7 protein-coding genes are annotated in these 12,754 nt (G+C 61.5%); 3 read left to right on the top strand and 4 right to left on the bottom strand.

Annotated features, from left to right (window positions below):
• Window positions 1-16: 16 nt before the first annotated feature.
• Both AAIS01_RS14790 and AAIS01_RS14785 read left to right on the top strand, forming a co-directional pair.
• Window positions 17-682: a CoA transferase subunit B gene (locus AAIS01_RS14790; RefSeq protein WP_003180355.1), complete on the top strand. Its 666-nt coding sequence runs from the start codon at window positions 17-19 to the stop codon at window positions 680-682.
• An 11-nt stretch (window positions 683-693) separates the two neighbouring features.
• Window positions 694-1,875 (top strand): acetyl-CoA C-acetyltransferase, encoded by a 1,182-nt coding sequence (locus AAIS01_RS14785; protein ID WP_343469570.1) that lies wholly within the window; start codon window positions 694-696, stop codon window positions 1,873-1,875.
• 526 nt (window positions 1,876-2,401) lie between these two features.
• On the opposite strand, the gene AAIS01_RS14780 is transcribed toward AAIS01_RS14785, so the two are convergent.
• Window positions 2,402-3,115 carry a FadR/GntR family transcriptional regulator gene (locus tag AAIS01_RS14780; RefSeq protein ID WP_343469569.1) on the bottom strand — a complete coding sequence of 238 codons (714 nt, stop codon included), beginning with the start codon at window positions 3,113-3,115 and terminating at the stop codon, window positions 2,402-2,404.
• A 304-nt stretch (window positions 3,116-3,419) separates the two neighbouring features.
• On the opposite strand from AAIS01_RS14780, the gene gudD reads away from it, so the two are divergent.
• Window positions 3,420-4,763 (top strand): glucarate dehydratase, encoded by a 1,344-nt coding sequence (gudD, locus tag AAIS01_RS14775; RefSeq protein WP_343469568.1) that lies wholly within the window; start codon window positions 3,420-3,422, stop codon window positions 4,761-4,763.
• Window positions 4,764-4,912: 149 nt separating this feature from the next.
• Here gudD and glgB read toward each other — a convergent pair whose 3' ends face one another.
• The 3 genes from glgB to AAIS01_RS14760 all read right to left on the bottom strand — a co-directional run bounded on the left by glgB (window position 4,913) and on the right by AAIS01_RS14760 (window position 12,716).
• Entirely contained in the window at window positions 4,913-7,147 is a 2,235-nt protein-coding gene (glgB, locus tag AAIS01_RS14770; protein WP_214916777.1) for a 1,4-alpha-glucan branching protein GlgB, read from the bottom strand.
• Between the two features lie 11 nt (window positions 7,148-7,158).
• Complete coding sequence (gene treS / locus AAIS01_RS14765; protein ID WP_343469567.1) at window positions 7,159-10,503, bottom strand: maltose alpha-D-glucosyltransferase; 3,345 nt, start codon at window positions 10,501-10,503, stop codon at window positions 7,159-7,161.
• 215 nt (window positions 10,504-10,718) lie between these two features.
• On the bottom strand, window positions 10,719-12,716 hold the full coding sequence (locus tag AAIS01_RS14760; RefSeq protein ID WP_343469566.1) for an alpha-1,4-glucan--maltose-1-phosphate maltosyltransferase: 1,998 nt from the start codon (window positions 12,714-12,716) through the stop codon (window positions 10,719-10,721).
• Window positions 12,717-12,754: the final 38 nt, after the last annotated feature.

Raw genomic sequence — 12,754 nt, 5'->3', positions numbered from 1 at the left:
ATGAAGGAATAACAACATGGCACTTTCCCGCGAACAAATGGCTCAACGCGTCGCCCGCGAAATGCAGGACGGCTACTACGTGAACCTGGGCATCGGCATTCCGACCCTGGTTGCCAACTACATCCCCGAAGGCATGGAAGTCATGCTGCAGTCGGAAAACGGCCTGCTCGGCATGGGGGCGTTCCCCACCGAAGCCGAGGTCGATGCCGACATGATCAACGCCGGCAAGCAGACCGTCACCGCGCGCATCGGGGCCTCGATCTTCTCTTCGGCCGAGTCCTTTGCCATGATCCGTGGCGGGCACATCGACCTGACTGTGCTGGGCGCCTTCGAGGTAGACGTGGAAGGTAATATTGCCTCGTGGATGATCCCTGGCAAGCTGGTCAAGGGCATGGGCGGCGCGATGGACCTGGTGGCCGGTGCCGAGAACATCATCGTCACCATGACTCACGCGTCCAAGGACGGTGAGTCGAAACTGCTGCCCCGGTGCAGCCTGCCGCTGACCGGTGCCGGCTGCATCAAGCGCGTGCTGACTGACCTGGCCTACCTGGAAATCCAGGACGGCGCCTTCATTCTCAAAGAACGTGCCCCAGGGGTCAGCGTCGAGGAAATCGTCGCCAAGACCGCCGGCAAACTGATCGTGCCGGACCATGTGCCTGAAATGCAGTTCGCTGCCCAGTGAGGAGAAATTCGATGCAAGAAGTCGTGATTGTCGCCGCCACCCGTACCGCCATTGGCAGCTTCCAGGGTTCGCTGGCCTCCATTCCCGCACCGCAGCTCGGTGCTGCGGTGATTCGTCGGTTGCTGGAACAGACGGGGCTTTCGGGTGAGCAGGTTGACGAGGTGATCCTCGGCCAGGTGTTGACCGCTGGCAGTGGGCAAAACCCGGCACGCCAGGCGTCGATCCTCGCTGGCCTGCCCCACGCGGTGCCGGCACTGACCCTGAACAAGGTCTGCGGCTCGGGGCTCAAGGCTCTGCACCTGGGTGCCCAGGCGATCCGCTGTGGCGATGCCGAGGTGATCATTGCCGGCGGCATGGAAAACATGAGCCTGGCCCCGTACGTGCTGCCGGCTGCCCGCACTGGCCTGCGCATGGGCCATGCGCAGATGATCGACAGCATGATTACCGATGGTCTGTGGGATGCGTTCAACGATTACCACATGGGCATCACCGCCGAGAACCTGGTGGACAAGTACGCCATCAGCCGCGAGGAGCAGGACGCTTTTGCCGCCGCTTCCCAGCAGAAGGCCGTGGCGGCGATTGAAGGTGGCCGGTTTGCCGATGAGATCACACCGATCCTGATTCCCCAGCGCAAAGGCGATCCTGTGGCCTTCGCCACCGACGAACAACCCCGGGCCGGCACCACCGCCGAATCCCTGGGCAAGCTCAAGCCAGCGTTCAAGAAGGACGGCAGCGTGACCGCCGGCAATGCCTCGTCGCTCAACGATGGCGCCGCCGCCGTGCTGCTGATGAGCGCGGAAAAAGCCAAGGCATTGGGCTTGCCGGTCCTGGCGAAAATCAGCGCCTATGCCAATGCAGGGGTAGACCCGGCCATCATGGGCATCGGCCCGGTGTCGGCCACTCGTCGCTGCCTGGACAAGGCCGGCTGGTCTTTGGACCAACTGGACCTGATCGAAGCCAACGAAGCGTTCGCCGCCCAGTCGCTTGCCGTGGCCAGAGAGCTGAAATGGGACATGGCGAAGGTCAACGTCAATGGCGGCGCCATCGCCCTGGGCCACCCGATCGGGGCTTCGGGTTGCCGGGTGCTGGTGTCGTTGCTCCATGAAATGATCAAGCGCGACGCCAAAAAAGGCCTCGCCACGCTGTGCATCGGCGGTGGACAGGGCGTGGCCTTGGCGCTGGAACGAGCGTAAGCGGCAAAGAGCCCGACAGTGAATGCGCGGACCCACGAACATCCGCCCATCCACTGGCAACACCACCGGCGCAACCTGGGTTGCGCCGGTTTTTTTTGCCTGCTGGTTTTGAGTACGACTTGCCGGCCCCATCGCGAGCAAGCTCGCTCCCACAGGGGGATTGGGTTTTGAGCGCAAAACCGAAGCACACCATAGGTCCACTGTGGGAGCGAGCTTGCTCGCGATGGCGGTGGGTCAGCTTGCGTCGATGCTGAATGGGCCGGCCCCTTCGCGAGCAAGCCCGCTCCCACAGGAGGATTGGGTTTTGAGCGCAAAACCGAAGCACACCATCGATCCATTGTGGGAGCGAGCTTGCTCGCGATGGCGGTGGGTCAGCTTGCGTCGATGTTGAATGGGCCGGCCCCTTCGCGAGCAAGCCCGCTCCCACCGGGGCATTGGGTTTTGAGCACAAAACCGAAGCACACCATCGATACCCTGTGGGAGCGGGCTTGCTCGCGATGGCGGTGGGTCAGGCGACGATGAGCCTTCAGGTCCCCGCGCCAAACCGGTCGCGGCTGTTGGTCAGGTGCAGCCACATGGCGGCGCGGGCGGCGTCCGGGTCCTGGCGTTTGATGGCATTGAAGATCGCCTCGTGCTCAAGGTTGGCCAATTGAGCCAGCTTGCCCAAGTCTGCTTGACCGCGCTCGACCACGTTCACCCGCGTTCGGGGAATCATCGCACTGCCCAGGTGCTGCATGATTTCGACAAAACAGGTGTTGTCCGTGGCTTCAGCGATGAGCAAATGAAAGCGCCGGTCGGCGTCGACGCAACTGTCGTTATTGCTGAGCAACCGCTGGTAATCATCCAGGGCCTGGCGCATCTGCTGCAGTTGGCGTTCGTTGCGGCGCACGGCCGCCAGGGCCGCTGCCTGGGTTTCCAGGCCCAGGCGCAGTTCCAGAATCCCCCGCACACCGGCGGCGGTGTCGACATTGAGCCTCAGGCCCGGCTCACCGGTCTGCTCCAGCACAAAGGTGCCGATGCCGTGGCGAGTTTCCACCAACCCCGAGGCCTGCAGCTTGGATATCGCCTCGCGCACTACCGTGCGGCTGACCCCATGGGCCTGCACAATGGCACCTTCGGACGGCAGTTTTTCCCCCGGTTTCAACTGCCCCAGCAAAATGCTCTGGCTCAGCTTCGCCACCAGGTCATGGGCCAGGTTGTGGGTGCGTTTGCGCGGCGTTGCCTCGATGTCTGGCTGCATGGGCCGTGGGTCCTCGAAACGGAGCAGGCGGGTCGTGAGGAAAAAACTCCACGCCCCTTAGCTTGTATGACAAGTGCAATCATCTCAGTCATCGAACGGTTCCGCCAGCGCTAAGCTGATCTTCCCTATGTTTCTTTTCCTTGTACAAAAATCCAGAAAATAAAGGTGTTTCCGAGTTTTTTAAGGCAAACCATCCAAAAAAACCGACCCGCCTCCCTTGTAAGATAAAAAAATCAAGTTGTATGATGTCTATCAACATCGCCCTCCTGCGATGCCCCGCATAAAAACAACGAGTGGGAAAAACATGCAGACCCAAGAAGCCACCAAAGCTCCCATCATCACCAGCATGCAGGTCGTGCCGGTGGCCGGTCATGACGGCATGCTGCTGAATCTCAGTGGCGCCCATGGCCCGTTCTTTACCCGCAACATCGTCATCCTCAAAGACAACGCCGGCCACACCGGCGTGGGCGAAGTGCCCGGCGGCGAGCGCATTCGCCAGACCCTCGAAGATGCCCGCTCGCTGGTAGTCGGCAGCCCCATCGGCACCTATCAGAAGATTCTCAACACCGTACGCCAGGCCTTCGCTGACCGGGATGCCGGTGGTCGTGGCTTGCAGACGTTCGACCTGCGCATCACCATCCACGCGGTCACCGGCCTGGAAGCGGCGTTGCTGGACCTGCTGGGCCAGCATCTGGATGTACCGGTCGCCGCCCTCCTCGGCGAAGGCCAGCAGCGTGATGAAGTGAAGATGCTCGGTTATCTGTTTTATGTCGGTGATCGCCAGCAGACTGACCTGCCCTACCGCAGCGAGCCGGACGCCGACAACGACTGGTTCCGCGTACGTCACGAAAAAGCCCTGGACGCCGACGCCGTGGTGCGCCTGGCCGAAGCGGCTCATTCGCACTATGGCTTTCAGGACTTCAAGCTCAAGGGCGGCGTGCTCAAGGGCGACGAAGAAATCGAAGCGGTCACCGCCCTGGCCGAACGCTTTCCTCAGGCACGTATCACCCTGGACCCGAACGGCGCCTGGTCACTCAAGGAGGCCATCCGCTTGTGCCGCGACCAGCACAAGGTCCTGGCTTACGCCGAAGACCCTTGCGGTGCCGAGAATGGTTATTCGGGCCGTGAAGTGATGGCCGAGTTCCGTCGCGCCACCGGTCTTAAGACCGCCACCAACATGATCGCCACCGATTGGCGCGAGATGGGCCATGCCATCACCCTGCAGTCGGTGGACATCCCCCTGGCCGACCCACACTTCTGGACCATGCAAGGTTCGGTTCGAGTGGCGCAGATGTGCAACGAATGGGGCCTGACCTGGGGCTCGCACTCCAACAACCACTTCGACATTTCCCTGGCGATGTTCACCCACGTAGCTGCGGCCGCACCGGGTGACATCACGGCAATCGACACGCACTGGATCTGGCAGGATGGCCAGCGGCTGACCAAGGCTCCATTGCAGATCCAGGGTGGCTGCGTACAGGTGCCGAAAAAACCGGGACTGGGGATCGAACTGGACACCGACCAATTGGCCAAGGCTCATGAACTGTACAAAGGGATGGGGCTTGGCGCGCGGGATGATGCGGTGGCAATGCAGTATCTGATTCCGGGTTGGACGTTCAACAACAAGCAGCCGTGCCTGGTGCGCTGAACGATCACCGAATCTCTGTAGGTGAGCCCATATTGTGGGAGCGGGCTTGATCGCGAAGGGGGCCTGACAGTCACTGTTGATGTCGACTGTCAGACCGCTTTCGCGAGCAAGCCCGCTCCCACAGGGTTACTGCGTGATAGGACCCGCGACTAACCCTCCGGTCGCAGAATCAACACCGCCAATGGCGGCAAATTGAGCTCCAGCGACAGCGCCTGTCCATGGCTGGCCACTTCTTCGGTGAAGGCACCGCCGCTGTTGCCGTAGTTGGAACCGGCATAGGTGTCGGCATCACTGTTGAGCAATTCCACCCAGCGGCCGGCAAACGGTACGCCTATGCGGTAGGCCGCGCGCGGCACGGGCGTGAAGTTGGCAACCACCAGCACCGGCCGGCCTTCCTTGCTCCAACGCAACCAGGCGTAGACGCTGTTGACCGCATCGTCACCAATCAGCCACTGGAAACCCTGAGGCGCGTCGTCCTGATCGTGCAGCGCCGGCTCTTCGCGATAGAGACGGTTCAGGTCGCTCACCAGCTTCTGCACCCCACGGTGCTCCGGGTATTGCAACAGATACCAGTCCAACTGCTGGTCGTGGTTCCACTCGCGCCATTGGCCGAACTCGCACCCCATGAACAGCAGCTTCTTGCCGGGATGGCCCCACATGAAGCTCAGATAAGCCCGCAAGTTGGCGAATTTCTGCCAGCGATCGCCGGGCATCTTGTCGATCAACGAGCGTTTGCCATGCACCACTTCGTCATGGGAAATCGGCAGGACAAAGCGCTCGGACCACGCATACATCAGGCCGAAACTCAGTTCGTTGTGATGGTGGGCGCGGTACACCGGGTCCTGCTGGATGTAATGCAGCGAATCGTGCATCCAGCCCATGTTCCACTTATAGGCAAAACCCAGGCCGCCCTGTTGCGTGCTCTGGCTGACGCCCGGCCAGGCGGTGGATTCTTCGGCGATCACCAATGCACCGGGGGTTTCCAGCGCCACCACGTCATTGAGGTGCCGCAGAAAATCGATGGCTTCCAGGTTCTCCCGCCCACCGTGGCGATTGGGCACCCACTCGCCGGCCTTGCGTGAATAGTCGCGATACAACATCGAGGCGACGGCATCCACACGCAAACCGTCGATGTGAAAATGCTTTAACCAATGCAGCGCCGAAGCGAGCATGAAACCATGGACTTCGGTGCGCCCCAGGTTGTAGATCAGCGTGTCCCAATCCTGGTGGAAGCCTTCGAGCGGGTTGCCGTATTCGTACAGCGCGGTGCCGTCGAACTGGGCCAGGCCGTGGGTATCGGTGGGAAAATGCGCTGGCACCCAATCGAGAATCACGCCGATGTCGGCCTGGTGACAGGCATTGACGAAGGCAGCGAAATCGTCCGGCGAGCCGAAACGCGCCGTCGGGGCAAATTGTGACAGCGGCTGGTAACCCCAGGAGCCCCCGAACGGATGCTCCATGATCGGCATCAGCTCGATGTGGGTGAACCCCAGGTCCTTGACGTAGGGAATCAGCCGTTCGGCCATTTCATGCCAGGTGTATTGCCGGGCAACCTCTCCCGCCTCGTCGATTTCGCACTGCCAGGAACCGGCGTGCAATTCATAGATCGACAACGGCGCGCCCGGCAACTGCCGCTCGCGGCGATGTTGCATCCACTGCTCATCCTGCCACTCGATTTTCAGCGGCGAGGCGACCTTGGAAGCGGTATCCGGCGGCATTTGGGTGGCCAGCGCCACCGGGTCAGCCTTGAGCGGCAGAATGCCGTGGGCGCCGAGGATTTCGTATTTGTAACCCTCGCCCGCGCCCAGCCGCGGGATGAACAACTCCCACACCCCGGACGGATAACGGATGCGCATGGGATGCCGACGCCCATCCCAGACGTTGAAATCGCCCACCACCGAGACGCGCCGCGCATTCGGTGCCCATACGGCAAAGCGCACGCCGTCGACACCATCGACCGTGGTCAACTGCGCGCCCAGGCAGGAACTGAGGTCGCGATGATTACCTTCGGCAAACAGATAAAGGTCCATTTCCCCCAGCAGTGGCCCGAAGCTGTAGGGGTCTTCGGCCACCTGCTCACCGCCGGCCCAGCGGGTGCGCAACAAGTAGGGCTGGGCGCGGTCGAAATGGCCGACGAACAGACCCGGGGTTTCGCTGAGCTGCAAATCGCCCAGTACTTCGCCGCCATCACGGGCCAGTACTTGCACGCTCAAGGCGCCGGGCAGGTACGCCCGGATGAACTGCCCGCCGGCGCCATCGCCGTGGGGCCCGAGGATGGAAAACGGGTCCTGATGTTCTGCGCGCACCAGCGCGTCGATGTCATGGGGGGACGGCAGCAACGACTCTTTGGCCTGCCCCTGTGGTTCTTTGTTCGAGACACTCATGATTCTCTCCACTAAATCGGTCCGGCTAAGTCGGAAAAGGGTTTCAGCCCGCTCAATAACCCGTACAGACCGTGCAATGGCACGGGCAGCCAGGCGGGGCGATTCTCGGCTTCATAGGCCACTTCATAGGCCGCCTTCTCCAGGCCGAACAACGCCAGTGCGGCGTCTTCGCCTTCAGCATCCTTCCACTCATGGGCAAGACTAGCTGCCGCCAGCCGATATGCCTCAACAAATGCCTGACGGGCCTCTTTCAAATAACGATCAGCCACCCGTTGCCGCGCCGCGTCGGCGTCGGCGGTGCTGTCGACAGTGTTCAGGTGGATCGCCATGGCGGCGGCGTAATCGAAGGAGCGCAGCACGCCGCTGACGTCCTTGTACGGGCTGTGCTTGCCGCGGCGCTCATGCAGTGGCCGTGCCGGCTCGCCCTCGAAGTCGATCAGGTAGGCATCGCCCTTGATCACCAGTACCTGCCCCAGGTGCAGGTCACCGTGGACGCGGATACGCAAGCCACCGACCGCCTTGCCGGCCAGTTCCTGAATGTGCGCCAGAACGGTCTTCTTGTGTTCCAGCAAGCGCGCGACCATGGCCTGGTCGGCGGAGCTCAATTGCCCCTGGTTCTGCTTGAGCAGTCGCAAGGCGTTCTCTACCTGCGCGGCCACATCCTTGCCGATGGCCTGGGCTTCCTTGGCGTTGGTGGCCTGGGGCGCGAAGTCCGGATTATCGGTGGCCTGGGCCAGTACCTCGTGCATTTCCCCCAGACGCTGGCCGAGCATGCCAGCGAAGTCCTTGAGTTCGCCCAAGGCGTTGTAATGCTGTTCCTGCTCGGACACGGCATCGGCCAGCTCATCGCGCAGGGCGCGTTCGAGGTTGTTCTGGGTCCACTCCCAGGCGTCGCCCTGATTGCTTAAATAGCCCTGGGCGATCATCAGCAGCGCATCTTCGCCCGCAGTATCGCGGCGGATCACCGAACCCAGCAGCGGCGAAATATTGCTGAAACCTGCGGCGGTCAGGTAAGCGCTCATTTCCAGTTCCGGGTGTACGCCCGACGCCACTTTGCGGATCAGTTTGAGGACAAGACTGCTGCCCACCACCACGGAGCTGTTGGACTGCTCGGCGGACAGGTAACGCACCTCCGGCTCATCTCCCAGGCTCAATGCGGCCAGGCCTGCGGTGGGCTCAAAGCGCAACTCGCCCTCGCTGCAAGGCAGCACCGTGCCGGCCTGCATGCTTTGCAGAACCGCCCGCACAAAACTTTCCAGGCTGAATGCATCGGTGATCAAACCGACCTGACGCACCCGGCGGACCCGAGACAGCGCCAATTGCTGCGGCAACGCCGCGCCCACCTGGTCCTCGGCCAGCAGACCGAAGGGCAGTTGATAACGCAGTGTCTGGCCAGCGCTGGTGACGTCGACTTCGCTTAGCAGCACCGGATGCTGCGGATCGCCGAAACGCACGCCATAGACAATATTGACCTTCTCGATCGCACTGTCTTTGCCGGCAAACCAGCGACGGTTCTGCAGCCAGCTCGGCAGGATAGTCTGCTCCAGCATGGTGCGCGACGGTGCTTCGAGCAACTCTTCCAGGCGTTTCTTCAGCACCAGCGTGGTGAAGTCCGGCAAGCTCTGGGCCGGCTCCACATGCCAGCTCGGCATCTGGTTTTCTGTGGCCAGGGCAAACCAGTAGAAACCATATGGCGGCAGGGTCAGCAGGAAATTCAGCTGGCCGATGGGCGGGAAGGCGTTGCCCCCCAGCATCTCCACCGGAACCATGCCGGCATAGCCCGACAGGTCCAGTTCGGCGGCCTGGGCGCTACGGGATACGTTGGCCACGCACAGGATGATTTCGTGCTTGCCATCGGGGCCGGTGTATTCGCGGGTATAAGCCAGGATCCGTCGGTTGCTCGGTGACAGCATCTTCAGCGTGCCACGGCCAAAGGCCTTGGACTGCTTGCGCACCGCCAGCATCCGCCGGGTCCAGTTAAGCAATGAATGAGGGTCGCCGGCCTGGGTCTCGACGTTGACCGACTGATAGCCGTATTGCGGGTCCATGATCGGCGGCAGCACCAGGCTCGCCGGGTCGGCGCGGGAGAAACCGCCATTGCGGTCGATGGACCACTGCATCGGCGTGCGTACGCCATCGCGGTCGCCCAGATAGATGTTGTCGCCCATGCCGATTTCATCACCGTAGTACAAGGTCGGCGTGCCGGGCATCGACAGCAGCAGGCTGTTGAGCAACTCGACACGGCGGCGGTCGCGCTCCATCAACGGCGCCAGACGTCGGCGGATCCCCAGGTTAATCCGCGCCCGACGGTCGGCCGCGTAGTAATTCCACAGGTAATCGCGCTCCTTGTCGGTGACCATCTCCAGGGTCAATTCATCGTGGTTGCGCAGGAAAATCGCCCATTGGCAATTGGCCGGAATTTCCGGGGTCTGCCGCAGAATGTCAGTGATGGGAAAGCGGTCTTCCTGGGCCAGCGCCATGTACATGCGCGGCATCAGCGGGAAGTGGAACGCCATGTGGCATTCGTCACCGTTCAAACCCTGGGCGTCGACATCGCCGAAGTACAACTGAGTGTCTTCCGGCCACTGGTTGGCCTCGGCCAACAGCATACGGTCGGGGTAATTGGCATCGATCTCGGCACGGATCTGCTTGAGGACGTCGTGGGTCTCGGGCAGGTTCTCGTTGTTGGTGCCGTCGCGCTCGATCAGGTACGGGATCGCATCCAGGCGCAGGCCGTCGATGCCCATGTCCAGCCAGTAGCGCATCACCGACAGGACGGCTTTGATCACTTGGGGGTTATCGAAGTTGAGGTCCGGCTGGTGGGAATAGAAACGGTGCCAGAAGTACTGGCCGGCGACCGGATCCCAGGTCCAGTTGGATTTCTCGGTGTCGAGGAAAATGATCCGGGTGCCGTCGTATTTGTGGTCGTCGTCGGACCAGACGTAGAAATCCCGCGCCTTCGAACCCGGCTTGGCTTTGCGCGCGCGCTGGAACCACGGATGCTGGTCGGAGGTGTGGTTGATGACCAGCTCGGTAATCACCCGCAGATTACGCTTGTGGGCTTCGGCGATGAAACGCCGCGCATCGGCCATGGTGCCATAGTCGGGGCTGACGCCTCGGTACTCGGCAATGTCATAACCATCATCGCGCCGGGGCGACGGATAGAACGGCAGCAACCAGATGGTGTTGACGCCCAGATCGGCGATGTAGTCGAGCTTTTCGATCAGTCCAGGAAAATCACCGATCCCGTCGTTATTGGAATCGAAATAGGATTTGACGTGGACCTGATAAATCACCGCGTCCTTGTACCAGAGCGGGTCTTTGATAAAGGTGGCAGACCGGGGTTTCTTCGCCATTTGCAACTCCTGAGAAATTCTGTAAAGCCGCTGAAACAGGCTTGTGAGGTCTTTTTGTGGCAAGGCCGCTGTTGTGTGGCCAGGGAGCTGTTGTGGCGAGGGAGCTTGCTCCCGCTTGAGTGCGAAGCGCTCATTCGCATTTTTGGGGCCGCTGCGCAGCCCAGCGGGAGCAAGCTCCCTCGCCACAACAACGCTCTCTCAGCCTCGCGTCTGTCTCACGCCACACTGATCCGCCATATCCCAAAGGGCTGGTGAGCCGGGTCGATGCGCATGAACTGGTACTTGCCATACCACGTCCAACGATGCCCGCTCATCAAATCTTCGCCCTGGGTCTGGGCATCGTCCGGCAGCCCCATCTCCCACAGCGGCAACTCGAAATTGGCTTCCTGCGGGTTGTGCGGGTCGAGACTCACCGCCACCAGAATGAAATTGCTGCCGTCGGCGGTGCGTTTGCCGAAGTACAGGATGTTGTCGTTCCAGGCGTTGTAGATCGTCAGGCCCAAGTGCGTATGCAACGCCGGATTCTGCCGGCGGATGCGGTTGAGCTGGGCGATTTCGGCAATGATGTTGCCCGGCGCGGTGAAGTCCCGGGGGCGGATCTCATACTTCTCCGAGTCGAGGTACTCCTCCTTGCCCGGCACTGGCGCCGATTCGCACAACTCAAACCCCGAATACATGCCCCACAGGCCCGAGCCCATGGTTGCCAGGGCCGCGCGGATCAGAAACCCGGCGCGCCCCGACTCGTGGAGAAACGCCGGGTTGATGTCCGGCGTGTTGACGAAAAAGTTCGGCCGGTAGCACTCGCGTAACGGTGATTCGTTGAGCTCGGTGAAATACGTCGCCAGTTCGGTCTTGGTATTGCGCCAGGTGAAATAGGTGTAGCTCTGGGAATAACCGACCTTGCCCAGGCGGGCCATCATGGCCGGCGTGGTGAAGGCTTCGGCGAGGAACATCACTTCAGGGTGCTGGGCCCGCACATCGGCAATCAACCACTGCCAGAACGGCAACGGCTTGGTGTGGGGGTTATCGACGCGGAAGATCTTCACGCCTTCATTGACCCACCCCACCACCACGTCCCGCAGTTCCAGCCACAGGCTGGGAATCGCATCCGCGGCGTAGAAATCGACGTTGACGATGTCCTGGTATTTCTTCGGCGGGTTTTCCGCATATTTGATCGTGCCGTCCGGCCGCCAGCTGAACCAGCCCGGATGCTGCTTGAGCCACGGGTGGTCCTGGGAACACTGGATGGCAAAGTCGAGGGCAATTTCCAGGCCGTGGTCGGCCGCAGCCGCCACCAGACGCCGGAAATCCTCGCGCGAGCCCAACTGCGGGTGAATCGCCTCATGACCGCCCTCCTCGCTCCCGATGGCATAAGGGCTGCCCGGATCGTCAGGACCGGCGGTGAGGGAGTTGTTCGGCCCCTTGCGAAAGCTGCGACCGATGGGGTGGATCGGCGGGAAGTACAGCACATCGAAACCCATGTCCTGGATCACGGCCAGACGCGAATGCACGTCATTGAAGGTGCCATGCCGCTGGGGATCATCGGTGATCGAGCGGGGAAACAGCTCGTACCAACTGGCGAACTCGGCCAGCTTGCGCTCGACGTCCAGAGGGTATTGCGGGCTGAGACTCAAGTAGGGCCGATGATCGGCCTGGGACATGAGAGCGGCACTGCGCGGCGCCAGGAACAATGCCACCTGCTCGGCGGGTAACAAGCCGGAGAGCTCATGGTGCAACGCGGTCAACTGCTCCCTCAGCTCACCTTCACTACGCTCGGCCGCCATCTGCACCTGATTGCGTCCTTCCTGCAATTCCAGGCTGATGGGCACCCCGGCAGCGAATTTTTTTTCCAACTCATAGCGGAAACTGGCGAACTGATCGATCCAGGCCTCGATGCGAAACACATAAAAGCCCTGCTCAGGCACATTGAACTGGCCTTGCCAGCCGTTGTTGCCCAGCTCGGTCATGACCGCGCTGTTCCAGGACTCATCCTTCAGCGCGCGCCAACGAATGTGCACGGCCAGTTTGTCATGGCCATCGGCGAACACTTTACTGGTCACCGTCATGTCTTGCCCGGCCACAGCCTTGGCGGCGAATTGCCCACCCTCGATGACCGGCATGGTGCTTTCAATAGCAATACGTGGCAGTAACAGGGCCTGGGACAGTGGCAAGTGCGGGTTGTACGACAGGTCAGTCGGGTGTTCAGCAGTCATCGAGCATCGCTCCTTTTACGCCCCATGGACGTTGTGGC

The sequence above is a fragment of the Pseudomonas halotolerans genome, assembly GCF_039581215.1.
Classification (GTDB): Bacteria; Pseudomonadota; Gammaproteobacteria; order Pseudomonadales; family Pseudomonadaceae; genus Aquipseudomonas; species Aquipseudomonas tehranensis.
The sequence above is the reverse complement of the archived record's forward strand: the minus strand, read 5'-3'. Positions and strand labels throughout refer to the sequence as shown.

Bases quoted from the DNA above. Each gene is read 5' to 3' on its own strand.
- AAIS01_RS14790 (WP_003180355.1), top strand. From the start codon at position 17: ATGGCACTTTCCCGCGAACAAATGGCTCAACGCGTCGCCCGCGAAATG.
- AAIS01_RS14785 (WP_343469570.1), top strand. From the start codon at position 694: ATGCAAGAAGTCGTGATTGTCGCCGCCACCCGTACCGCCATTGGCAGC.
- AAIS01_RS14780 (WP_343469569.1), bottom strand. From the start codon at position 3,115: ATGCAGCCAGACATCGAGGCAACGCCGCGCAAACGCACCCACAACCTG.
- gudD (WP_343469568.1), top strand. From the start codon at position 3,420: ATGCAGACCCAAGAAGCCACCAAAGCTCCCATCATCACCAGCATGCAG.
- glgB (WP_214916777.1), bottom strand. From the start codon at position 7,147: ATGAGTGTCTCGAACAAAGAACCACAGGGGCAGGCCAAAGAGTCGTTG.
- treS (WP_343469567.1), bottom strand. From the start codon at position 10,503: ATGGCGAAGAAACCCCGGTCTGCCACCTTTATCAAAGACCCGCTCTGG.
- AAIS01_RS14760 (WP_343469566.1), bottom strand. From the start codon at position 12,716: ATGACTGCTGAACACCCGACTGACCTGTCGTACAACCCGCACTTGCCA.